Below are 22,737 nucleotides of genomic sequence, written 5' to 3'. Positions count from 1 at the left end.
CAATGACGCCGCGCAGAATCCGCGCGCCGTCCGCCCTGCCGTTCGGCGCCGACAATAGTGCGCCTGCGCTCCGGGAAACGCGCCAAAAGCGGCAGGATTCGCGCCGCCCCCGTCGGGTTCGGGCCAGATCCTGCCCGCGCGCCCGACGCGTTTTCTCGCTGCCTGACCGGCGCGTCGGCGCCCGGCTATTGACTTTCCGGCGGCGAACCGGGTTTACAGCTTAGTGTTGCGCAGCGCGCTGGCATTGTTGGGCATTGTTCTATTACGGGCGAAGATGGAAAAGATACCGATGACCCGCGCGGGGCATGCCGCGCTCGACCAGGAGTTGAAGGCCCTGAAGACGGTGGAGCGCCCCGCCGTGATCAAGGCGATCGCCGAGGCGCGAGAGCATGGCGACCTGTCGGAAAACGCCGAATACCATGCCGCCCGCGAACGCCAGAGCTTCGTCGAGGGCCGGATCAAGGAACTCGAGGCGATTCTCAGCCGCGCCGAGGTCATCGACCCGGCGAAGCTCTCGGGCGCGATCAAGTTCGGCGCCACGGTGACGCTCGTCGACGAGGACAGCGACGAGGAGCGGACCTACCAGATCGTCGGCGAGGCCGAGGCCGATATCGAGCGCGGCCTTCTCAATATCCGCTCGCCGCTTGCCCGCGCGCTGATCGGCAAGGACGCTGGTGACAGCGTCGAGGTGCGCACGCCTGGCGGCGAGAAGAGCTACGAAGTCCTGAGCATCCGCTACGTCTGATCGGGGCCCGGGCGGGACGCGGAGGGACGCCAGATGTCGGAAGAGCAGCAAACCACGGCGGGGACCGAGCCCCCGGCCGATGCCCCCGCCGATTTCGGGATCTACTCGCGACTCCAATCGGATCGCGGCATCGCGCCCGGCGACATCGTGGCGGGGGCGGTCAGCCTGGTCTGGTTGGCGCTCGTGGGCGGCTTCTACCTGTTCGCCGGCGAAACGGCGGGCTCTGGTGGTGCGCTTGGCTCGATCATGGTGCTGGTCGCGATCTTCCTGCCGATCGCGCTGATCTGGATCGCCGCGATCTCGCTCAAGACCGCGCGCCAGATGCGCTCCGAGACGCAGCGGCTGCAGGCGGCGATCGACGCGATGAGGCATGCCTATGTGAGCCAGGCCCAGGCCGGCGGGGCCGCGCGAGGCGCGGTCGAGCGGCGGCTTGACGAGATCGTGACGACGGCGCGCCAGCCGGTGAGCGCCGTTGCCACCTTCGCCTCGCGCCGCGACGGTGCCGCGCCCGAGCCGGTCGTCGATCGCAAGGCGGCGCTGCGCGCCCCGAAGCCCGCCGCCGCGGGCGACGATCAGCCGGCGCTGGCGCTCGGTACCCCGGCCGAGGCGCTCGCTGCGCCGGTCTCGGTCGCGGATTTCGTCCGGGCGATGAACTTCCCGGAAGGCCCGAACGACAACGAGGGATTCCGGGCGCTGCGCCGGGCGCTCGAGGATCGCGGTCTTGCCAAGCTGATCCGTGCCGCACAGGACGTCCTGACGCTCCTCAGCCAGGACGGGATCTACATGGACGACCTCGCGCCCGACCAGCCGCGGCCGGAGATCTGGCGCCGCTTCGCGCAAGGCGAGCGCGGCCGCGTGATCGCCGGTCTCGGCGGTGTGCGCGACCGCTCGAGCCTCGCCCTCACCGCGGGGCGGATGCGGCAGGACACGATCTTCCGCGACGCGGCGCATCACTTCCTGCGCCAGTTCGACCGGACCGTCACCGAGTTCGAGAAGAACGCGAGCGACGCCGAGATCACGGCATTGGCCGAGACCCGGACCGCGCGCGCCTTCATGCTGCTCGGCCGGGTGACCGGGATCTTCGACTGAGCCAGCCGGGGCTCAGTTGTTGATGTTCTGGATTTCCACCGTCGATTTCGCCTGCACCAGGAGGACGCCGGAATTGTTGTCCGGATCGCCGTCGTGGTGGACCTTCATCGTCGCGCCGGGAAGCTCGGCGAAGGCGTTCATGACCTTGTTGGGAAAGAAGGTCCGCGGGATGGTCTCGAAGCCGGGCAGGCCGGTGAGGATGTCGCTCACCGAACTGCCGCAAAAGGCCTTGTTGACCGCGCCGTAGGACTCTGCCCGGCGGAGCGCCATCTCGGCCACTTCGGGGCTGACCGGGATGCGGTATTCGATCACGTCGTAGGTCTCGCGCGCATGGTAGTCGATATAGAACTTCCGCATCTTCTCGGTGATGCCGTAGTGCAGATCGTTGCGCTCGGGCACCCAGGGATGGTGCCAGGTGCCCGCCGGATCGAACATCACCCGCTGGCTCGCGTCGATCAGGAGGCCCGAATGCTCGCCCGAACCGCCGTTCTTGCGCACGACCGTATAAAGCGTGATCGAGGGCGGCTGGCCCGAGATGAAGCGGGCGCGGGTTACGGCCTCGTCCGGCGCCCAGACGGGTTCGGCGCCGCAGGCCGCGAGGGCGAGCGGCAGCATGAGGGTGAGGGCGAGCCGGCGCATCGTCGGATCAGGTTTCCGGCGGAATCACGCGTTGGCGAGCGCGAGGACGATCAGCACGAGGATCGAGATCGCCGCGCCCCAGGTCACGAAGCGAACGAAGCCGTCGAAGGTCTTTTCCTGGGTCCGGATATCCATGCTGCCGTGCTTGTGTTCGGCCATATCGTCGCTCCTGCGTTCGCGTTTCGCCTCGAATAGCCGATTTGGCGCGGCCTGTCACGCCCCGCCGGCACAACATGGCCCGCTTCGAGGCGACCGCGGCGGCACGGTCGCAGGCGATGTCAATTGCGGTCGAGATCGGCGGCGAGGCGGAAGCCGATCCGGCGTGGCTCCTCGACCTCGGGCGCCTTGGGCAGGGCCCGCAGCATCACGTTGAGTTGGCTCACATGCTGGATCAGCTGGTTGCGGCCGCCGTCGTCGTCGCGGCCATAGAAGGTCACGATGTCGGGGTCGAAATAGCCGATCCCCTCGATCCGGAGCACCCCGGCATCGCCGCCGGTGAAGCCCATCGCCACCTCGTGCTCGTTGTCGAGCTGGGCCTCGAAATTTTTTATGTAGAGGATCAGCCGCTCATAGGCCCATTGCGCCGGGCTCTTCTCCTCGATCGGCTGGGCGGCGACGCTTTGGGGCAGGGGTTCCAGCTCCGCGGTCTTCGGCGCGTCCGGCGCGGTGTGCACGACCCGCGCGCAGGGAAGGGCGGAGGCTTCGTGGACCTCGGCCGAGGTATGGATCATGTCGGTGGGTTCGTGGTCTGCCACAGCCAGGCTCCGTCTTCGCGTTTCGCGCGCACCGCAAGGCCCGCATGGAGAAGATGGTTCAGATGCGCGACCGCTTCAACCAGAGCGAGCCCGTATTCGCCCTCGCCGATGGGGCGCTTGAAGAGCGGCGCGAAGCATTCGGCGGCGGTGCGCGGCGTCGTCAGATGCGCCTGCAGCCGGGCAAGCGCGCCGGTATGATTCTCGATCATCTGGATGAGCCGTGTGGGCAGGCCGGTGAAGGGCAGCTTGTGGCCGGGCAGGACGAGCTGGCCCGCGCGGGCATGGGGGCGGAAGGCCTCGCAACTCGCGATCCACTCGGCGACCGGGTCGGCGCCTGGTTCGGAGGCGTAGACGCCGAGATTGGCCGAGATCGACGGCAGGAGCTGGTCGCCGCCGATGACGAGATTGCCGCCCACCTCCCAGAAGGTGGCGTGGTCGGGCGCATGGCCGTGGCCGATGCGGACAGTCCAGTCGCGCCCTCCCATCCTGAGCCGCTGGCGCTCGGCAATCCGGGTATAGCCGAGCGGCAAGGGCGCGACGACGTCGCAGAAGTTGAACGGCCGCTCGGCGGCGCGCGCCGCGAAGAGATCGGGTGCCATCCCGGCCCCGCGCCAGAAATCGAGCGTCTCGGCCACCGGGACGGGATGTTCGTCGAGCGTCAGCATCCGCGCGAAGAGCCACGAAGTGCGGGTGGTCAGAAGCTCCGCCCCCCGCGCCTGGAACCAGCCGGCGAGGCCGACATGGTCGGGGTGGTAATGCGTCACCACGACCCGGCGGACTGGCTTGCCCTTCAGCGGACCGGCCAGCGCCGCCTCCATCGCCGCGCGGGTGCGGCGGGTGTCGAGCCCGGTATCGACCAGCGTCCAGCCGTCGCCGTCGTCGAGCGCGTAGATGTTGACGTGATCGAGCGCCATCGGCAGCGGCAGCCGCAGCCAGAGGACGCCTTCGGCCACCTCGACCGCCTCACCGGTCGCGGGCGCGCGGTCGAAGGGATAGCGGATACCGTCCGTCGCGATGGCGGGAATCGCGGTCACGAGGACAGCGCCTCTGGTGTCAGCGCAAGGACCGCCTCGGCGCCGTCGCGCGCCGCGGCGAGATGCGCGGCGTAGAGCGGCAGGCGGCGGCCAATGTAGAACCGGGCGAGCGCCGCGCGCGGACCGGTCCCGCCCTCGGCCATTGCCGCCTTCAGGTGGTAATGCGCGCCGAGCACGCGGGCGAAGGCCTCGAGATAGGCGGTCGCGCCGGCATTGCGGTCGGCGCCCTCGCGCCCGACCATCCACTCGGTCGCCTCCCGAAGGGTCTCGGCCGCCGCCCAGACCGCGCCGGCAAGGTCGGGCTGATCGCCGCGGGCGGCCTCGGCGCCGGCCTCGATCTCCTCGAGCAGCCGGAAGGCCGCCTCGCCGCCATCGGCGAGCTTGCGGCCGACGAGGTCCATCGCCTGGATGCCGTTCGTGCCCTCGTAGATCGCGGTCACGCGGACGTCGCGGTAGAATTGCGCCACGCCGGTCTCCTCGATGAAGCCCATGCCGCCGTGTACCTGCATCGCGGTCTCCGCGACGCGGATCCCGGTCGCGGTGCCGAAGGCCTTGGCGATCGGGGTAAGGAACGCGGCCCGCGCGGCCCAGTCCGCCTCGCCGGTCGCGGTGCCCATGTCGATCGCCTGCGCGCAGGCAAGCGCGATCGAGCGCGCGGCGAAGGTGTCGGCGCGCATCTCGCCGAGCATCCGGCGCACGTCGGCATGGCCGATGATCGGTCCGAACTGCTGGCGTTCGGCCGCATATTCGGTCGCCGCCTGACAGGCGGCCTCGGCGACGCCGATCCCCTGCATCGCGACGCCGAGCCGGGCATTGTTCATCATCGTGAACATCGCGGCCATGCCCCGGTGCTCCTGACCGACAAGCCAGCCGGTCGCGCCCTCGTAGGCCATGACGCAGGTCGGCGAGCCGTGAAGCCCCATCTTGTGTTCGAGGCTGACGACCTTGACGGCGTTCGCCGCGCCGGGTTGGCCGTCGGCGTCGGGGAGGAACTTCGGCACGAGGAAAAGGCTGATCCCCTTGGTGCCCGCGACCGCGCCGGGCAGGCGGGCGAGGACGAGGTGGCAGACATTGCCCGTGAAGTCGTTGTCGCCCCAGGAGATGAAGATCTTCTGCCCGGTGATCGCATAGGTGCCGTCGCCGTTCGGCTCGGCCCTAGTCCGGAGCGCGCCGACATCGCTGCCCGCCTGTGCCTCGGTCAGGTTCATCGTGCCGGCCCATTCGCCGGAGACGAGCTTCGGCAGATAGAGCGCCTTGAGCGCATCGCTCGCATGGTGGTCGAGCGCCTCGATCTGGCCTTGGGTCATCAAGGGCAGGAGCTGCAGCGAGAGGCAGGCCCCCGACATCATGTCATGGATCGCCATGTTGAGCGTCTGCGGCAGGTCCATGCCGCCATGCTCCGCGGGCGCGGACACAGAGACCCAGCCGCCGTCGCGGATCGCCGCGTAGGCTTCGGCATAGCCCGGAGAGGTCCTGACCACGCCGTTTTCAAGCCGCGCCGGGGTCAGATCGCCCGCCCGCTGCACCGGGGCGAGGGCGGTGTCGCAAAGCTTCGCCGCCTCGGTCAGGATTGCCTCGGCAAGATCGCCCGTCGACTCGCCGAAGCGGTCGGTGGCGGCGATGGGCGCCAGCAGCACGACATGGTCGAGGATGAAGCGGATATCGGTTACGGGCGAGCGGTAGGGCATGGGGCACTCCTGATCCCGCGGCTTGGCAAGTCCGGCCGCGGCGCGTATGTCCTTGGTTCGGGGCGCATGATTGCCGCAACGTCAGCCCCCTTCAACCTGAACGCTGCGTCACGAAAGGCGCGAGAGGCCGTGACAGAGATCCTTGCCCCGACGCCCGACGGACTTGCCCGCGCCGCGCGCTTCCTGAAAGCCGAGGAGCTGGTCGCCTTTCCGACCGAGACGGTCTACGGGCTCGGTGGCGATGCGCGCTCAGACATCGCGGTGGCGCGGATCTTCGAGGCCAAGGGGCGGCCGCGCTTCAATCCGTTGATCGTACATCTGCCCGATCTCGACGCCGCCCGCGCGGTCGGGGTCTTCGACGACCGGGCCGAGCGCGTCGCCTCGGCCTTCTGGCCGGGGCCGTTGACGCTGGTCGTGCCGCTCCGCCCCTCGGCGCGGCTCTCGCCGCTCGTCACTGCAGACCTGCCCTCGGTCGCGATCAGGGTGCCGGCGCATCCGGTGGCGCAACAGCTTCTCCGCGCCTTCAGCTGGCCGGTCGCGGCGCCCTCGGCCAACCCCTCGGGCCGGGTCAGCCCGACGCGGGCGGAGCATGTGATGGCGGGGCTTCAGGGCCGGATCGCCGCCGTGGTCGATGGCGGCGCCTGCGAAGTCGGGCTCGAATCGACGATTCTCGGATTGGTGGGCGAGCCGGTGATCCTGCGCCCGGGCGGCATCCCGGCCGAGGCGCTGGAGGCCTGCCTCGGGCGCCCGCTGGCAACCGGGGGGGACGCCGCAAAGCCCTCTGCGCCGGGTCAGCTCGCTTCGCATTATGCACCTTCGGCGCGGGTGCGGCTCGAAGTGACGCGGCCGGAGCCGGGAGAGTTCTGGCTCGGTTTCGGGCCCGAGGCGGCGGCGGCCGATCTGAACCTTTCGCCGAATGGCGATCTGGTCGAGGCGGCGGCGAACCTCTTTCACTACCTGCGCCAGGCGGATGCGCGGGCAAAGGGCACAATCGCGGTCTCGCCGGTGCCGGAAAAGGGGCTCGGGCGCGCGATCAACGACCGCCTGCGCCGCGCCGCCGCGCCGCGGGGGTAGTGGCTCCGCGGTTCGATCCATGACCGGATCCGGGCGGGCTAGTTGAGGTTTGGCGCTACCCTCACCTCTCGTGGGGGAGGGAGAGGGAGGTGGCGCGCCCCACCCCCATCCCCTCCCCACGAGGGGGAGGGGAGGCGCTGGATCCCGGTGCGTTGGTCTCCGGCCGGGTCGGTGTCTAGTCGAGCGTCCGGCGGAACCGCATCAGCGCCAGTGCCGAGAGGCCGAGGACGAAGAGGACGAGCGCCGCCATCGGTTGCGCGACGCCGGCATGGTCTGCCCCTTTCAGCATCACCGCGCGGATGAGCCGCAGGAAATGCGTGAGCGGGAAGATCTCGCCCAGGACCTGCGCCCACTCTGGCATGCCGCGATATGGGAACATGAAGCCCGAGAGCAGCAGTGACGGCAGGAAGAAGAAGAACGTGAGCTGCATCGCCTGCATCTGCGTCCGCGAGGCGGTGGAGATGAGGTAGCCGAGGATCACCAGCGCGGCGACGAAGACGAAGACACCCAAAAGAAGAAGCGGCAGCGCCCCGACGAAGGGTACGTCGAAGATGAGCTTCGCCGCGACGAGGACGACCGTGACCTGCACCGCGCCCACCCCGAGATAGGGCAGCACCTTGCCGAGCATGATCTCCAGGGGCGTCGCCGGCATCGACAGGAGGTTCTCCATCGTCCCGCGCTCGATCTCGCGCGTCAGCGCCATCGAGGTCATCATCACCATCGTCATCTGCAGGATCACGCCGAGGAGACCTGGCACGATGTTGTACTGGGTGATGCCCTCGGGGTTGTAGCGTTCGTGCACGACGACCTCGATTCCGGCGGCCGAGGCCTCGGCGGCGGCGGCCTCGCCGCCGCTCTCGCGCAAAAGCGCTTCGGCCGCGACCGTGCCGAGGGTGGAGATCGCGCCGGAGGCGACCGAGGGATCGGTGGCGTCGGCCTCGATCAGGATCTGCGGATGGTCGCCGCGCGCGACCCGGCGGCCGAAATCCGAGGGAACGGTGACGACGAAGGCGACGTCGCCCCGTGTGATCAGCGCCTCAGCCTCGGCGGCGGAGGCGGCGGGATGGGTGAAGCGGTAATAGCCGGTGAGTTCCAGCGCCGTGACCATCGCCCGGGTGTAGCGGTCCTGCGTCGGCGCCACCAGCGCCGCGGGCAGTCCCTTCGGGTCGGAATTGATTGCGAAGCCGAAGAGCACGAGCTGGATCAGGGGAATGCCCAGCATCATCGCGAAGGTGATCCGGTCGCGCCGCATCTGGATCACCTCCTTGGCAAGGAGCGCGATCAGCCGGCCGAGGGAGAAGTAGCGGCTCATCGACCGGTATCCTTCGCATCGCCCATGAGCTGGATGAAGACGTCCTCGAGGCTCGTCTCGGCCGCGCTCATCCGGCTGCCGGTCTCCGCCGCGACCCGTTCGGCGGAGGCGCGCAAGGACGCGCCGTCGCGGCCGACGACGTGCAGCGTCGCGCCGAAGGGCGCGACCTGATCGACGCCATCCGCGCCGCGAAGCCGCCGCGCCGCTTCGGCCAGGGCCTCGCCCTCGAGCACCACGGTCGTCAGGCCGGCATCACGCACCACCTCGGCGACCGTTCCCTTGGCGACGAGCCGGCCGGCGGAGATGTAGTTGATCCGGTGGCAGCGTTCGGCCTCGTCCATGTAGTGGGTCGAAACCAGCACCGTGAGCCCGTCGGCGGCGAGCCGGTGGATCTCGTCCCAGAACTCGCGCCGCGCCTTCGGGTCGACCCCGGCCGTGGGCTCGTCGAGCATCAGGAGTTTCGGGGCGTGCATGATGCAGGCCGCGAGCGCCAGGCGCTGCTTCCAGCCGCCCGACAGCGCCCCCGCCAGTTGGTGGCGGCGCGCGGTGAGGCCAAGACCGGCGAGCGTGTCGGCGACGTGCTTCCGCGCCGGCTTGAGACCGTAGAGACCGGCGACGAAGTTGAGGTTCTCCTCGATCGTCAGGTCCTCGTAGAAGGAGAACCGCTGGGTCATGTAGCCGACCTCGCGCTTGATCGCCCGCCCGGCGCGGCGGATGTCGTGGCCGAGGACATGGCCCTCGCCGGCATCGGGCGTCAGGAGCCCGCACATGAGCCGGATCGTCGTCGTCTTGCCCGAGCCGTTGGGGCCGAGGAAGCCCGCGATCTCGCCCTTCCGGACGGTGAGCGAGACGTCGTCCACGACCGCCCGCCCGCCGTAACGCTTGGTCAGGCCGCGGACCTCGATGGCGGCTTCGCCGTTCACCCTTCGGCTCCGGGCAGGCGGACGTCGACGATCTGGCCCGGCTTCAGGCCGGGCGCGTCCTCGGGCGTGGCCTCGATCAGGTAGACGAGCTTCTGGCGGTTCTCGAGCGAGTAGATCACCGGCGGGGTGAACTCCGGCGCGTCGGAGATGAAGGTGACGTTGGCGCTGAGGCCGGGCGCGCAACCGTCGCAATTGACCGCGAGCGTGGAGCCCTGGCTGATCGCCGCGATCTGCGCCTCGGGGACGTATAGGCGAAGCTTGACCGCGCCGTCAGGCAGCATGGAGAGGACCGGCGCCGAGGGGCCGGCAAGCTCGCCCGGCGTCCGGATCACGTCGAAGACCGTGCCCGCCGCGGGCGCAATGAGCCGGCGTTTCGAGAGGTTCCATTCGGCCCGCGCCCGTGCCGCCGTCGCCCCCTTCACCGCGGCCTCGGCGGCGGCGATCTCCTGCGGGCGGGCCGGCAGTCGGGCGACGGCGAGATTGGCCTCGGCCTCGGCCACGCGGGCGCGAGCGACGGTCGCCGCGGTCGCTGCGTCATCGGCCTGCGTCGCGGTGGCCGCACCGCGCTGCGCGAGGTTCCGGAGCCGGTCGGCCGCGCGATCGGCCTCCTCCTCCTGCGCCCGGGCCGAGGCGAGTGTGGCCTCGATGACGCGGATCTCCTCCGGCCGGCGGCCCTCGCGCAGGTTGGCGAGCTGGCTTTCCGCCTGCGCCAGCGCCGCCCGCGCCTCGGCCAGCGCGATCTCGGCGTCGCGACGCTCCATCTCCGCCAGGACCGCGCCGGCCTCGACCCGGTCGCCGCGGGCAACGTTCAAGGCCTCGATCTGCGCGGTCGCCACCGGGGCGATCAGGACGTATTCGCCCTCGACATAGCCGGTGGCGAAGGGTGGCGGCGGCGCGCAGACGGTGAAGAGCGCGGAGAGGAGCGGCACGGTGCAGATGAAGGCAGTCATGGCAGGCGCTCCCTTGCGATGAGCGAATGAAGGTTGGCGGCGAGAAGGTCGCCGATCCGCGCGGCTTCGGCCGGGCCGAGCCGCTCCCAGCCCATGCGGCGGGTGACGACGGGGCGGCCGATGCGGAAATAGAGGACCTGGCCCACCAGCGAGAAGACCATGAGCCGCGTGGCCTCGCCTTCGGCCTCGCGCCCCGTGGCGGCGGCCCAGAGCGCGCAGAAGCGGCGGTGCATCGGCTCGATCATCGCGCCGTAGACGGCGTCGAGCACCGCGCCTTCCTCGGCCACCTCGCGCAGCATGAAGGCGATGACGTCCTCGGCCTCGCGCGCGCCGGCGACGAAACCGACCATGGTGCGCAGGATCGCCTCCATCTGCCGGGCGGCCTGATCGGCGCTGCCCGGTGTGGCCGAAGTTGCGGTGGTGATGACGGTGCCGATGCGGCGCGCCACCTCGGCGCCGCAGGCGGTCCGGAGGCCCTCCTTGGAGCCGAAGTGATAGGCGATCGAGGCGACGTTGGTGCCCGCCCGCGCGGCGATCTCGCGCGTCGAGGTCGCGGCGAAACCCTTGTGGCCGAAAAGGTGCAGGGCGGCCGCGAGGAGGTCGGCGGCGGTGCCTTCGGGAGCTTTGGTGGTGTCGGTCATGGGGGCACCGGGTGGCTGCGGAAAGAATTTAATCAATCGTTTGATTAAATTCAACCGAAAATATAGTGAGCGATTGAAGCTACATTGTCGAAGGATCCGTACGCCCGGAATCAAGGCGCGCGGGACGCGCGCCGCCGGGCAGCGCCCGCCCGGGGGCAGTCGGGCGCTGCCCGGCTTTCGTCGCTCTGCCCCCAGCAACCGCAATGCCGATCCACCGACCCCGGCCTTCGCCGGAGAATGGCTTTCCTTGCCCCCCGCGATGATCTACATCGGCGCGAACGGATGGACGCAGCGTAAGGCGCTTCTGACATGGACCATTTCCTCTATCGCGACGGCGCGCTTCATGCCGAGGACGTGGCGATCGCCGAGATCGCGGCCGCGGTCGGCACGCCGTTCTACGTCTATTCGACCGCGACGCTGACAAGGCACTACAAGCTCTTCGAGGAGGCGCTGTCGCCGCTGCCGCATCTCGTCTGCTTCGCGATGAAGTCGAACGCCAACCTTGCGGTGATCCGCACGCTTGCCGGGCTCGGCGCCGGGATGGATGTCGTCTCGATCGGCGAGTATCTCAAGGCGAAGGCCGCCGGCGTGCCCGGCGAACGCATCGTCTTTTCCGGCGTTGGCAAGACGCGGGCCGACATGCGGACCGCGCTCGAAGGCGGCATCCGCCAGTTCAACGTCGAGAGCGAGCCGGAGCTTCTGGCCCTGAACGAGGTCGCGGTCTCGCTCGGCCTCTGCGCCCCGATCACGATCCGGGTCAACCCGGATGTCGACGCGAAGACGCACGAGAAGATCGCCACCGGCAAGAAGGAAAACAAGTTCGGCATCCCGATCAGCCGCGCCCGCGCGGTCTATGCCGAGGCGGCGGCGCTTAAGGGGATCGAGGTGGTCGGCATCGACGTCCATATCGGCAGCCAGCTTGTCGACCTGGAGCCGTTCGAGCAGGCCTATCTCAAGGTCGCCGAGCTGACGAAGCTGCTCCGTGCCGATGGCCACGACATCCGCCGGCTCGACCTCGGCGGCGGCCTTGGCATTCCCTATGAGAGGTCGAACGCGGCGCCGCCGTTGCCTCTCGACTACGGCGCGGTGATCAAGCGCACCGTTGGCGATCTCGGCTGCGAGATCGAGATCGAGCCGGGGAGGCTCATCTCCGGCAACGCCGGGCTCCTGGTCAGCGAGGTGATCTACGTGAAGTCCGGCGAGGAGCGCGATTTCCTCATCGTCGACGCGGCGATGAACGATCTCGTGCGGCCCTCGATGTACGGCGCGCATCACGATATCGTTCCGGTGATCGAGCCCGCGCCCGGCACCGAGACCCAGCCCTACGACATCGTCGGCCCGGTCTGCGAGACCGGCGACACCTTCGCCAAGCAGCGCCCGCTGCCGCCCTTGAAGGCCGGCGACCTCATCGCCTTCCGGTCTGCCGGCGCCTATGGTGCGGCGATGGCCTCGGAATACAACATGCGCCCGCTCATTCCCGAGGTTCTGGTGAACGGGGATCAATTCGCCGTAATTCGCGCCCGTCCGACCTATGACGAGATGATAAACCGCGATACTCTCCCTTCGTGGCTCTGACGCGCATGTTCGCGCGGTCGGGGCGGAACGGAGACCGGCGGCCGGTGTGACCAGGATCAAGCCCCTTCCGCACGCGGTGCTGAGGCACCTCAGATGGCCCGTGCGCCTGACGCGGGCCGGAATGGTGGCCGAACGCATCACCCGCGGCTTCTGGCCGGTCTGGACCATCCTCTTCGCGCTCATCGCCGCCCTTGCGTTCGGCCTGCACGAGACGCTGCCGGTCGAGGCTTTGTGGATCGGCGGCGTGATCGCGCTCGGCGGGCTCGGCTGGGCGCTGCTGCGCGGCATCCTGAGGTTCCGCTGGCCCACCCGCGCCGAGGCGCTGGCGCGGCTCGACCTGACCCTGCCCGGGCGCCCGATCGCGGCGCTTGGCGATGCTCTGGCGCTCGGCACAGAGGATGACGGGTCGCGCACCGTCTGGCGCGCCCACATCGCCCGCATGGCCGGCCGCGCCGCCACTGCCCGCGCGACCGCGCCGGACCTGCGCGTCGCCGCCCGCGATCCCTTTGCCTTGCGTTACGCCGCGCTCACCGCCTTCGTCGCGGCGCTCCTCTTCGGGTCGCTCTGGCGGATCGCCGAGGTGCCGGGGCTCGCCGCGCCGGGCGGCGAGGCGATGGCCGCCGGCGGCCCCTCGTGGGAAGCCTGGGTCGAGCCGCCGGCCTATACCGGGCGGCCGAGCCTCTATCTCAACACCATCGACGCGGGCACGATCGAGTTGCCGGAAGGCAGCCGCGTCACGCTGCGGCTTTACGGCGCGGTCAGTGATCTCGGCGTCGAGGAAACCGTCTCGGGCCGCGCGCCGCTGCCGGAAGATGGCGAGGCGCCGGTCGATACCGCGAGTGTCCGCGCGATCGACTTCGAGGCGGTGCAAAGCGGCCGCCTCGCGATCACCGGCACGGGCGGGCGTGAATGGCGGCTGACGGTGCTGCCGGATGCCCCGCCCACGGTGGCGATCACCGGCAAGGTCATGCGCGAGGCCGACGGCACGATGTCGCAGCCCTTCACGGCGAGCGACGATTACGCCGTTGCGGCGGGGCGCGCGTTGATCGAGCTCGACCTCGGCGCGGTCGAGCGACGCCACGGGCTCGGCCCCGATCCCGAGCCGCGCGAGGTGCTGATCTACGACCTGCCGATGCCGATCACCGGAAGCCGCGCAGAATTCGCCGAGGCGCTGGTCGAGGATGCCTCCAAGCATGCGTGGGCCAACCTGCCGGTGAACATGACCTTCGAGGTCGTCGATGGCCGCGACCAGACCGGCACGAGCGAGACCGAGGCGCTGGTGCTGCCGGGCCGCCGCTTCTTCGACCCGGTCGCGGCCGCGATGATCGAGCTCCGCCGCGACCTCCTGTGGACCCGCGACAACGCCCGCCGCGTCAGCCAGGTCCTGCATGCGTTGACCCACCGCCCCGAAGGCCTCCTGCGCAACGAGCGCGCCTACCTGATGATCCGTGTCGCGATGCGCCGGCTCGATGCGGCGCTTGTCCAGGGGCCGCTCAGCGAGGCCATGCGCGACGAGCTTGCCGAGGCGCTCTGGGAGATCGCCGAGCTGATCGAGGACGGCGGGCTGGCGGACGCGCTCGAACGGATGCACCAGGCCCAGGAACGGCTCTCGGAGGCGATCCGCCGCGGCGCCTCGCCCGAGGAAATCCAGCGCCTGATGGACGAGCTCCGGCAGGCGACGAACGACTATATCCGCAAGCTGGCCGAAAACATGGAGAGGCAGGGCGCGGACGAGCCGAGCCAGCAGGCCCAGAACAACCAGCAGATCACCGGCGACCAGCTTCAGCAGATGATGGACGAGATCCAGCGGCTGATGGAGGAAGGCCGGATGGCCGAAGCGCAGGAGTTGCTCGACCAGCTCAGCCGGATGATGGAGAACCTGCGCGTGACCGAGGGCCAGAACGGCGAGGGCCAGCAGGGGCCGGGCGGCCAGGCGATGGAGGATCTGCGCCAGACGCTCCGCGACCAGCAGGGCCTGTCGGACGAGGCGTTCCGCGATCTGCAACAGCAATTCGGCGACCAGCAGGGTCAGCAAGGCCAGCAGGGTCAGAACGGTCAGCCGGGCGAAGGCCAGGCGCAGCAGGGCCAGGACGGCCAGACGCCCGACGGGACCGGCGAGGGCCTGAGCGGCGAGCGCAGTCTTGCCGAGCGCCAGCGCTCCCTGCGCGACACCCTGCGCCAGCAGGAGGGAAACTTGCCCGGCTCACCCTCGGACGAGCGCGAGGCGGCGCGCCGCGCCCTCGAAGAGGCCGGGCGCGCGATGGAGGGGGCGGAGGAGGCGCTGCGGCGCGACGATCTGCCCGAGGCGATCGACCGCCAGGCCGAGGCGATCGAGAACCTGCGCGAGGGCCTGCGCAATCTCGGCGAGGCGCTGGCGCAGAACCAGCCGGGGCAGCCCGGCAATCAGGGCGAGGCGTTCGGCGATGCGAACCAGCAGATGCCGCGCGATCCCCTCGGCCGGATGGCCGGGCAGTCGGGACGGATCGGTACCGACGAGAACATGCTGCAGGGCACCGATGTCTACCGCCGCGCGCGCGACCTGCTCGACGAGATCCGCCGCCGTTCGGGAGACCAGACCCGCCCGACCGAAGAGCTCGATTACTTGAAACGCCTGCTCGACCGGTTCTGATCCGCCATCGCCGGATCAGCTAGGGCCGGGGGTCAGCTGCCTTCCGTTTTCCCCTTCAGGGACTCGGTCAATGACCGGATCCGCGTGTCGAGCCAGACCCGCGCGGAATCGACGCTGGTGACATAGCCCGTAAGTGCCGGCTCCAGCGCCGGCACGCTTTTCGCCAGGGGTGGCGCAGCGACATAGAGCGACAGCAGCAGAAGAGCGGCAAGGAGCGCCGTGGAGAACCCGAGCCGGAAGCCGGAGCGGCGCCGCCGCAGCGTCTCGGGCGCGTCGATCGAGGCCGGTTCGTCGCCGCGCTCGGATGTGGCGCGGAGCGTCGAGTTGATCGCCTCGATATCCGGCAGGAGCTCGCGCCGCGACGCACGCGAGACGAGCGCCTCGTCGTCGGATTCGTCGTCGTCGCCGCGCATACGCGCCATCCGCTCGGCGGTTTCCTCGATTCGCGGCGGGGCGGCGGAAGCGGAGGCGGGTTGGGGCTCGGCCGCCGATCCCTCGGCCTGCCGCGCAATTTCCTCTCGTTCGGCTTCCTCGCGCAGGACGTTGCGGACCGCGTCGTCGAGAATGCGCCGCCGATCGGCGGCCATGCGCATCGCCGGCGATTCCTCGGCTTCCTCGGCCGTTGGCTCCGGGGTGTCGTCCATCGGAGCGCGATCGGCTTCGCCAGCCGCCGTTCCGGCCAATGCTGCCCTGACAAGCTCCGTCTCGCGATCCGAATCCGCGGGAACGGGTGCCGTGTCCGGCCCCGCGTCGTCGGTCGGATAGTCGGAGGACGGCGTTTCCGCCTCGGCTCCGGCATCGTAGGGTTCATCATCTGCCGCAAGGGCAGGGCTCTCTTCGGTCTCCGCGACCGGTTCGGCGACGGGCTCCTGCGCGGCCGGGCTTTCGGCGCGCGGCGCCGCGGGCGCGGCCTGACTCGCCGCTTCGGCTCTCAGCCGCGCGGCCGAGACCTGAAACCACGCATGACCGCAATTCGAGCATTGGACGTCACGCCCCGATTCAGGGATGGCGCTCTCGTCCACTTCGTATTGAGCGCCGCAACTGGGGCACGTCAGCCGCATGTCGATCCTACCCGTTTCACCCGCCGTACTTCCCGCCAAACGCCGTTCTGGCCATTGTTATGAGCCTGTTGTAGCAAGCAACCGCAAATCGTCCAAGCCTAAGTGGTGCGGAACGGAAAATCAGATGCGGGTCATGGCGCAACTGCCATGAGCGAACAGGGGCAGGCCGTGATCGAATTCGAGAACGTGGCACATGGATATGGCGGCGGACCGCTCCTGTCGGAGGTCACGCTGAGCCTCGCGCCGGGGTCGTTCCACTTTCTCACCGGCCCCTCGGGCGCGGGCAAGTCCACCTTCCTAAAGCTGTGCTACGGCGAGCTGGCGCCGGTCGCCGGGCGGATCGCGCTCTTCGGCCAGGAGCTCGACGCGATGTCGCGCGACGACATCGCCCGCCTGCGCCAGAGGGTCGGCGTCGTCCATCAGGACTGCCAGTTCCTCGACCATCTGCCGATTGCGGACAATGTCGCCCTGCCGCTGACGGTTTCGGGCCGCGACGCCGACCCGACCGAACTGCGCGAGCTCATCGCCTGGGTCGGGCTGACCGGGCGGCTCAAGAGCTTGCCGCCCGCGCTTTCGGGCGGCGAGCGCCAGCGTGCGGCGCTCGCCCGAGCGGTGATCATGTCGCCCGACGTGCTGCTCGCCGATGAGCCGACCGGCAATCTCGACTGGGAGATGTCGCTGCGTCTCCTGGCGCTGCTGGTGGAGTTGAACCGGATGGGAAAGACGATCGTCGTCGCGACCCATGATCTCAACCTGATACGCGCCGCCAAGGCGCAGGTCTCGGCCCGCGTCCTGAGGATCAAGGACCGGCGGTTGCTGCTGGCGGGGGCCGAGCTGTGATGGATCGTCTCAACCGCGTCGCGGCGCTCCTGACCGGCGACTCCCGTTCCGCCCAGGTGGTTCCCCCCTCGGGCTCCGCGGCCTGGCTGACCGTGCTTGCCGCCGCGGCGATGGCGCTGCTCGCGGTCTTCGCGCTGGCGCTGACGCTCGCCACCGGACGGCTGTCGGAGCGCTGGTCGGGCGCGCTGTCGCAAACCGCCACGGTGCGGATCTCGGCGCCGCAGGCGCAATTGGAGGCGCAAACGAAACAGGTGCTCGACATCCTCGCCGCGACGCCCGGCATCGCGTCCGCGCGCGCCATCGAACCGGCCGAGACGCGGGCGCTGCTCGCGCCGTGGTTCGGCCCCGACCTGCCGGTCGAGAGCCTGCCCATCCCGCAGCTCATCGAGGTGACCGAGACGGCGAGTGGTTTCGACGCCGAGGGACTGTCGCTGCGGCTCAAGGCGGAGGCTCCCGGCGCGACGCTCGATGACCACATGCGCTGGCGGAAGCCGCTGGTGGAGGCGGCGGGGTGGATCCGGGCGCTGGGCTTCCTGGCGCTCGGCCTGACCGGCGCGGCGCTGGCGGCAATGGTGACACTCGCCGCACAGGCCGCGCTCGCCGCGAACCGGCAGGTGATCCGGGTGCTGCGGCTGATCGGGGCGCGCGACGCCTACATCGGCCGCGCCTTCGTGCGCCGCTTCACCTTGCGCGCCTTCTTCGGGGCCCTCGCCGGCACGCTGCCGGGCATGGCGGCAGTGGCGCTCCTGCCGGCGGCATCCGAAGCGGGCGGGTTCCTGACCGGGCTCGGCTTCTCGGGTGCCCAGTGGCTCTGGCCGCTGGCAATTCCGCTCGTGGCGGCTATCGTGGCCTTCTGGGCGACGCGCGCCGCGGCGTTCCGGATGCTTCGGGAGGTGCAATGAGGCTGGCGCTGCAATACCTTCTGTCGGTGATCTTCATCGTCCAGATGTACCTCGCGATGGCGCTCTACGCGCTCTTCTGGACCCCGTTCGTGATGCTGCGCCGCGAGGCGGTCTTCGACGCGGTCCACGCCTATTGCCGCTGGGTCCGCGTCTCGGCCGCCGTGCTGGTCGGGCTCAAGTCGGAAATCCGCGGCGAGGTGCCCTCGGACGAGGTGCTGATCGGCGCCAAGCACCAGAGCTTCTTCGACATCATCCTGATGTGCTCGGTGCTGCCGCGGCCGAAGTTCATCATGAAGAAGGAACTGCTCTGGGCGCCGATCGTCGGCTGGTACGCCAAGAAGCTCGGCTGCATCCCGGTCGATCGCGGCAAGCGCGGCAAGGCGATCAAGATGATGGTCGCCGCGGTGCAGGCCGGCACCGCCTGGCCCGGCCAGCTCATCATCTATCCCCAGGGCACCCGCGTCGCCGCCGGCGCGGTCAAGCCCTACAAGGTCGGGGTCGGCGTCCTTTATTCGCAGCTCGGTCAGGACTGCGTGCCCGCGGCCACCAATGTCGGCGTCTTCTGGCCGCGCCACGGCCTCCTGCGCAAACCCGGCCTCGCGGTGGTCGAGTTCCTGCCGCGGATCCCGGCGGGCCTGTCGGTCGAGGAGTTCATGGGCCGGATCGAGCCCGAGATCGAGGACGCCTCGAACCGGATCATGGCCGAGGTCGGATTCCCTTCGCCCCACGGTTGAGGGGCGGCTTCCGTCAGGTCAGTCGCGGCTTGATTGGCGAAGAACCGACACGTTCGAGGGGGTGCCGTCGGCACCGATGTCGGGCATCAGCAGGTCTTCGAGGAAGAATGCGATGAGCTGGGTGCGGTTGGTGAGGTTCGACTTGCGGTAAACGCTCGCCGCGTGCTGGCGGACGGTGGCGACGGTACTGTCGCGCAGAGCCGCGATCTCCTTGTGCGACAATCCCTTGAGCATGAGCCCCGCGACATCGGCCTCGGCCGAGGTCAGTTCCCATGCGCGGAACTGCGTGGAGATGGCGCGCGACAATCCTTCGACATGGGCCCGCGCTGTCTTGCGCCAGTGCTCGCTGTCGCGCCGGGCGTGCACCAGCCCCTCCATCAGCGCCGCGCGTTCGCGCCGCATGTCACGGGATTCGACCAGCATGTTGGCGGTGAACACCACCGCGCCGATCAGCAGGAGCAGCTCGGCGATATCGGCCGCCAGCGTCACCGGATCGAACGGGTCGGGAGTCCGTATGTGCTCCACGGTGAACAGCGCCGCGTAGAGCGCACCGGCAAGGCAGGCAAACAGGATCGGACGGCGCATGGCTTCCTCCTCCGCTCAGAGCCTTGGATTCTAGCACGGTTTCGGGGCCGGACCTATTGCCCCTTTGGGCGAGTGCGCGTACCGCGCCTCAGGCGGTAAGCCCCTTCGAGCCCATGTTGAGAAACTTGTCGCGCCGGTCTTTGACAAGCTCCGCCGGCTTCTTGTCGCTGAGCTCCTTGAGCATCCCGCCGATCGCGGTGCCGACGCTCCGGATCGCCTCGTCGCGCTGGCGCTGGGCGCCGCCGAGCGGCTCGGGAATGATCCGGTCGATCACGCCGAGCTTCAGGAGATCCTGGGCGGTCAGCCGCAGCGCATTCGCCGCCTCGCGCATCCGCTCGGCGTCCTTCCACAGGATCGAGGCGCAGCCCTCGGGCGTGATCACCGAATAGATCGAATGCTCGAGCATCGCGACCCGGTTCGCCGTGGCGAAGGCCACCGCCCCGCCCGAACCGCCCTCGCCGATCACCACCGAGATCAGCGGCACGCCGATCTCCAGACATTTCTGGGTCGAACGCGCGATCGCCTCGGACTGGCCGCGCTCCTCCGCGCCCTTGCCGGGATAGGCGCCGGGCGTGTCGACGAGCGTGATCACCGGTAGCCGGAAACGGTCGGCGAGGTCCATCAGGCGGATCGCCTTGCGATAGCCCTCGGGCCGGGCCATGCCGAAGTTGCGCTCGATCCGGGTCTTGGTGTCGGAGCCCTTCTCCTGCCCGATCACCACCACCGGCTGGTCGTCGAAGCGGGCGAGACCACCCATCACCGCGTGGTCGTCAGCGAAATTACGGTCGCCGGCGAGGGTCGTGAACTCGGTGAAGAGCGTGTCGATGTAGTCCTTGCAATGTGGCCGGTCGGGATGGCGCGCGACCTGGCATTTGCGCCAGGGATCGAGGTTCTTGTAGAGATCTTTCAGCATGTCTGCCGACTTCTTGTCGAGCGCGGCGGCCTCCTTGGAGACGTCCATTCCCTCGTTCTTGCGGGCGAGCGCCCGAAGCTCTTCGGCCTTGCCTTCGATCTCGGCCAGGGGCTTTTCGAATTCGAGGTAGTTCATGGCGCTCTCTCTCAAGGGTCAGCGGTCTATATGCCGACAGGCGCCGGCTTATGCAACTCCATGCGTTCCCGCGTGGACAAGCCCTGGGTCCGGCCTTAGCGTCGCGCGCGTCATGTCCGTCCCGATCGCCCTCGACAGCAGCGCCTCCTGGACCCGCCTCGCCATCGCGCTGCTGGCGGGCGTGGTCGGCAATGTCGGCATGTGGGCGGTGATCCTCGTCATGCCGGCGGTCCAGGCGGAGTTCGGCACCGACCGGGCCGCCGCCGCGCTGCCCTATACGCTGACGATGGCGGGTTTTGCGCTCGGGAACTACCAGATCGGCCGCGCGGTCGACCGTTTCGGCATGAGCGCCGCGCTGGTCGCGTCGGCGCTGCTGATCGCGGCGGGCTACGCGCTGGCCGCGGCGAGCGGCTCGGTCGCTGCGCTCTCGGCGGTGCATTTTATCATCGGCTTCGGCTCAGCGGCGAGCTTCGGACCGCTGATCGCCGATGTCTCGCAATGGTTCCTCAAGCGCCGCGGCATCGCCGTCGCGTTCGTGGCGAGCAGCAACTACCTGTCTGGGGCGATCTGGCCGGTGGCTCTCGCCGGCCTGCTGGAGTCGCAGGGCTGGCGCGCAGTCTACCTTGTGCTGTCGCTGCTGACGCTCGCCGTGGTGATCCCGCTCGCGCTCCTGCTCCGGCGCCGCCTGCCCGAGGACATGGCAGACCACACGACCCGCATCGCCGCCGATCGCGCCGCGACCACCGGGCTCTCGCCGAGGGCGCTGCAATGGCTTCTGGCGCTTGCGGGCGTCGGCTGCTGCGTGGCGATGTCGATGCCGCAGGTCCATATCGTCGCCTATTGCGTCGATCTCGGTTTTGGCGCCGCGATCGGGGCCGAGATGCTGTCGCTGATGCTCCTCGGCGGCGTCGCCTCGCGGCTCGTTTCGGGGCTACTTGCCGACATGCTCGGCGGCGTACGCACGCTCCTGATCGGCTCGGTGCTGCAGGCTGTGGCACTGGTCCTCTACCTGCCTTCGGCGGGCCTGACATCGCTATACGTCGTCAGCCTCGTCTTCGGGCTGTCGCAGGGCGGCATCGTGCCCTCCTACGCGGTCATCGTGCGGGAATACCTCCCCGCGAAGGAAGCCGGCGCGCGGGTCGGCTTCGTGATGATGGCGACCCTCGTCGGCATGGCCTTGGGCGGCTGGATGTCGGGCTGGATCTACGACCTTACCGGTTCCTACCGGATGGCCTTCGTCAACGGCATCGGCTGGAACCTCGTGAACCTCGCCATCGTCGCTTGGATCTTCTCCCGCGCGCGCCCGCGGCTCTCCGCGCGCGCCTGAAGGAGCGACAACGGCCTGCCCTTCATCTTGCCGCAAGTATCCTCGGGGGTGAATTGGCCGCGAGGCCAAGAGGGGGCGGAAAGCCCCCCATTCCTCAGCCGGCGATCATCTCGGCCTGACGCACGATTACCTCGGCCTGCTTGATCGAGGCGATGTCGACCAGCCGGCCCTTGTAGACGGTCGCCCCGGCGCCCTCGGACTTGGCCTTTTCCATCGCGGCGAGGATCTCGCGCGCCTCGGTCACCTGGGCCTCCGACGGCGTGAAGACCTCGTTGCAGAGCGCCACCTGCTTGGGGTGGATCGCCCATTTCCCGACCATGCCGAGCGTCGCCGAGCGCCGCGCCTGGGCGCGGAAGCCCTCGTCGTCGGAGAAGTCGCCGAAGGGGCCGTCCACCGGCAACACGCCGTGGGTGCGGCAGGCCGCGACGATTGCGGCCTGGGCCCAGTGCCAGGGGTCGGACCAGTGCTTCTGGCCCTCGCGGACCATGTAGTAATTCTCCTGCGTGCCGCCGATCCCGGTGGTCTGCATCCCCATCGAGGCGGCGAAGTCGGCCGCGCCGAGGCTCATCGCCTGAAGCCGCGGCGAGGACGCCGCGATCGCCTCGACATGGGCGATGCCAGCGGCCGATTCGATGATGACTTCCAGGGAGATACGCTTCTTGCGGCCTTTTGCCGCCTCGATCGCCGTCACAAGCGCATCGACCGCGTAGACATCGGCGGCGCAGCCCACCTTGGGGATCATGATCTGGTCGAGCCGGTCGCCGGATTGTTCAAGAAGATCAACGACGTCGCGGTACCAGTAGGGCGTGTCGAGACCGTTGATCCGGACGCTGAGATACTTGTTGCCCCAGTCCACGTCGCCGATCGCCTGGATGATGTTCTTCCGCGCTTCGGGCTTGTCGTCGGGGGCGACCGAATCCTCGAGGTCGAGGTTGATGACGTCGGCCGCGGAGCCCGCCATCTTCTCGAAGATCGCCGGACGCGAGCCGGGGCCGAAGAGCTGGCAGCGGTTCGGGCGGGCAGGGGCGGCGGGTTGGAGGCGGAAGCTCATCGGCAAATCCTTCGGCAAGGAAGTTTCGTGAAGTCTCCACGTTCGGATAGAATATTGCGCCGCGCCGCGCAAGCATCCTTTTGCAGGTGCAGAAATTCGGGCGACGCCAAAGGGGAGATGTCCGTATGCCCCGCG

The 22,737-nt window shown here is 69.3% G+C and carries 22 protein-coding genes; 9 read left to right on the top strand and 13 right to left on the bottom strand.

All coding sequences use genetic code 11. From position 1 onward, the window contains the following. The first annotated feature begins 274 nt into the window (after positions 1-274). Both greA and OEZ60_RS09720 read left to right on the top strand, forming a co-directional pair. On the top strand, positions 275-745 hold the full coding sequence (gene greA, locus OEZ60_RS09725) for a transcription elongation factor GreA (RefSeq protein ID WP_263335469.1): 471 nt from the start codon (positions 275-277) through the stop codon (positions 743-745). 33 nt (positions 746-778) lie between these two features. Next, positions 779-1,834, top strand: coding sequence for a hypothetical protein (locus OEZ60_RS09720; protein ID WP_263335468.1), 1,056 nt, complete (start codon positions 779-781; stop codon positions 1,832-1,834). 12 nt (positions 1,835-1,846) lie between these two features. Here OEZ60_RS09720 and OEZ60_RS09715 read toward each other — a convergent pair whose 3' ends face one another. The 5 genes from OEZ60_RS09715 to OEZ60_RS09695 form a co-directional block, all read right to left on the bottom strand. Then, complete coding sequence (locus OEZ60_RS09715; RefSeq protein ID WP_263335467.1) at positions 1,847-2,473, bottom strand: hypothetical protein; 627 nt, start codon at positions 2,471-2,473, stop codon at positions 1,847-1,849. A 24-nt stretch (positions 2,474-2,497) separates the two neighbouring features. Beyond that, the gene (locus OEZ60_RS09710) at positions 2,498-2,632 is read right to left on the bottom strand and encodes an aa3-type cytochrome c oxidase subunit IV (RefSeq protein WP_263335466.1); all 135 of its coding nucleotides are present in this window, start codon (positions 2,630-2,632) and stop codon (positions 2,498-2,500) included. A 119-nt stretch (positions 2,633-2,751) separates the two neighbouring features. Beyond that, positions 2,752-3,204 (bottom strand): DUF6173 family protein, encoded by a 453-nt coding sequence (locus OEZ60_RS09705; protein WP_263335755.1) that lies wholly within the window; start codon positions 3,202-3,204, stop codon positions 2,752-2,754. Next, positions 3,201-4,262 carry an MBL fold metallo-hydrolase gene (locus OEZ60_RS09700; RefSeq protein WP_411709795.1) on the bottom strand — a complete coding sequence of 354 codons (1,062 nt, stop codon included), beginning with the start codon at positions 4,260-4,262 and terminating at the stop codon, positions 3,201-3,203. The genes OEZ60_RS09705 and OEZ60_RS09700 overlap by 4 nt, the downstream gene beginning before the upstream one ends. Continuing rightward, positions 4,259-5,950 (bottom strand): acyl-CoA dehydrogenase, encoded by a 1,692-nt coding sequence (locus OEZ60_RS09695; RefSeq protein ID WP_263335465.1) that lies wholly within the window; start codon positions 5,948-5,950, stop codon positions 4,259-4,261. Before OEZ60_RS09695 ends, OEZ60_RS09700 begins: the two co-directional genes overlap by 4 nt. A 129-nt stretch (positions 5,951-6,079) precedes the next feature. Between OEZ60_RS09695 and OEZ60_RS09690 the strand changes: the two genes are divergently transcribed. Continuing rightward, positions 6,080-7,024 carry an L-threonylcarbamoyladenylate synthase gene (locus OEZ60_RS09690; RefSeq protein WP_263335464.1) on the top strand — a complete coding sequence of 315 codons (945 nt, stop codon included), beginning with the start codon at positions 6,080-6,082 and terminating at the stop codon, positions 7,022-7,024. Positions 7,025-7,199: 175 nt separating this feature from the next. Here the strand turns inward: OEZ60_RS09690 and OEZ60_RS09685 are convergent, their stop codons facing one another. Genes OEZ60_RS09685 through OEZ60_RS09670 form a run of 4 tightly spaced genes read right to left on the bottom strand, consistent with a single transcriptional unit; the run spans position 7,200 to position 10,850 of the window. Continuing rightward, on the bottom strand, positions 7,200-8,336 hold the full coding sequence (locus OEZ60_RS09685; protein WP_263335463.1) for an ABC transporter permease: 1,137 nt from the start codon (positions 8,334-8,336) through the stop codon (positions 7,200-7,202). Further along, a complete protein-coding gene (locus tag OEZ60_RS09680) occupies positions 8,333-9,259 on the bottom strand; it encodes an ABC transporter ATP-binding protein (RefSeq protein ID WP_263335462.1) in 927 nt (308 codons plus the stop codon). The genes OEZ60_RS09685 and OEZ60_RS09680 overlap by 4 nt, the downstream gene beginning before the upstream one ends. Beyond that, positions 9,256-10,209 (bottom strand): HlyD family secretion protein, encoded by a 954-nt coding sequence (locus OEZ60_RS09675; protein ID WP_263335461.1) that lies wholly within the window; start codon positions 10,207-10,209, stop codon positions 9,256-9,258. The genes OEZ60_RS09680 and OEZ60_RS09675 overlap by 4 nt, the downstream gene beginning before the upstream one ends. After that, positions 10,206-10,850: a CerR family C-terminal domain-containing protein gene (locus OEZ60_RS09670; protein ID WP_263335460.1), complete on the bottom strand. Its 645-nt coding sequence runs from the start codon at positions 10,848-10,850 to the stop codon at positions 10,206-10,208. The genes OEZ60_RS09675 and OEZ60_RS09670 overlap by 4 nt, the downstream gene beginning before the upstream one ends. Before the next feature lie 309 nt (positions 10,851-11,159). On the opposite strand from OEZ60_RS09670, the gene lysA reads away from it, so the two are divergent. Both lysA and OEZ60_RS09660 read left to right on the top strand, forming a co-directional pair. Continuing rightward, positions 11,160-12,425, top strand: a complete 1,266-nt coding sequence (gene lysA, locus OEZ60_RS09665) for a diaminopimelate decarboxylase (RefSeq protein ID WP_263335459.1) — start codon at positions 11,160-11,162, stop codon at positions 12,423-12,425. Positions 12,426-12,471: 46 nt separating this feature from the next. After that, the gene (locus tag OEZ60_RS09660; protein ID WP_411709794.1) at positions 12,472-15,054 is read left to right on the top strand and encodes a TIGR02302 family protein; all 2,583 of its coding nucleotides are present in this window, start codon (positions 12,472-12,474) and stop codon (positions 15,052-15,054) included. Between the two features lie 32 nt (positions 15,055-15,086). Here the strand turns inward: OEZ60_RS09660 and OEZ60_RS09655 are convergent, their stop codons facing one another. Continuing rightward, positions 15,087-16,115 (bottom strand): zinc-ribbon domain-containing protein, encoded by a 1,029-nt coding sequence (locus tag OEZ60_RS09655; protein WP_263335458.1) that lies wholly within the window; start codon positions 16,113-16,115, stop codon positions 15,087-15,089. Between the two features lie 168 nt (positions 16,116-16,283). Between OEZ60_RS09655 and OEZ60_RS09650 the strand changes: the two genes are divergently transcribed. The 3 genes from OEZ60_RS09650 to OEZ60_RS09640 are packed head-to-tail and all read left to right on the top strand — an operon-like array spanning position 16,284 to position 18,591. Next, entirely contained in the window at positions 16,284-16,955 is a 672-nt protein-coding gene (locus OEZ60_RS09650; RefSeq protein WP_263335749.1) for a cell division ATP-binding protein FtsE, read from the top strand. Then, a complete protein-coding gene (locus OEZ60_RS09645; protein ID WP_263335457.1) occupies positions 16,955-17,857 on the top strand; it encodes a cell division protein FtsX in 903 nt (300 codons plus the stop codon). The genes OEZ60_RS09650 and OEZ60_RS09645 overlap by 1 nt, the downstream gene beginning before the upstream one ends. Next, entirely contained in the window at positions 17,854-18,591 is a 738-nt protein-coding gene (locus tag OEZ60_RS09640; RefSeq protein ID WP_263335456.1) for a lysophospholipid acyltransferase family protein, read from the top strand. The genes OEZ60_RS09645 and OEZ60_RS09640 overlap by 4 nt, the downstream gene beginning before the upstream one ends. Positions 18,592-18,609: 18 nt before the next feature. Here OEZ60_RS09640 and OEZ60_RS09635 read toward each other — a convergent pair whose 3' ends face one another. Together OEZ60_RS09635 and OEZ60_RS09630 are read right to left on the bottom strand one after the other, a co-directional pair. Further along, positions 18,610-19,176, bottom strand: a complete 567-nt coding sequence (locus OEZ60_RS09635) for a helix-turn-helix transcriptional regulator (RefSeq protein ID WP_263335455.1) — start codon at positions 19,174-19,176, stop codon at positions 18,610-18,612. 88 nt (positions 19,177-19,264) lie between these two features. Next, complete coding sequence (locus tag OEZ60_RS09630; RefSeq protein ID WP_263335454.1) at positions 19,265-20,224, bottom strand: acetyl-CoA carboxylase carboxyltransferase subunit alpha; 960 nt, start codon at positions 20,222-20,224, stop codon at positions 19,265-19,267. Positions 20,225-20,336: 112 nt separating this feature from the next. Here OEZ60_RS09630 and OEZ60_RS09625 point away from each other — a divergent pair, with 112 nt between their 5' ends. Further along, the gene (locus tag OEZ60_RS09625; RefSeq protein ID WP_263335453.1) at positions 20,337-21,551 is read left to right on the top strand and encodes an MFS transporter; all 1,215 of its coding nucleotides are present in this window, start codon (positions 20,337-20,339) and stop codon (positions 21,549-21,551) included. A gap of 94 nt (positions 21,552-21,645) precedes the next feature. Here the strand turns inward: OEZ60_RS09625 and OEZ60_RS09620 are convergent, their stop codons facing one another. Next, the gene (locus OEZ60_RS09620; RefSeq protein ID WP_263335452.1) at positions 21,646-22,602 is read right to left on the bottom strand and encodes an L-malyl-CoA/beta-methylmalyl-CoA lyase; all 957 of its coding nucleotides are present in this window, start codon (positions 22,600-22,602) and stop codon (positions 21,646-21,648) included. Positions 22,603-22,737: the final 135 nt, after the last annotated feature.

Origin of the sequence: Albidovulum salinarum (genome assembly GCF_025673475.1) — a bacterium.
In the GTDB taxonomy this organism is placed as follows: Bacteria; Pseudomonadota; Alphaproteobacteria; order Rhodobacterales; family Rhodobacteraceae; genus Albidovulum; species Albidovulum salinarum.
The sequence above is the reverse complement of the archived record's forward strand: the minus strand, read 5'-3'. Positions and strand labels throughout refer to the sequence as shown.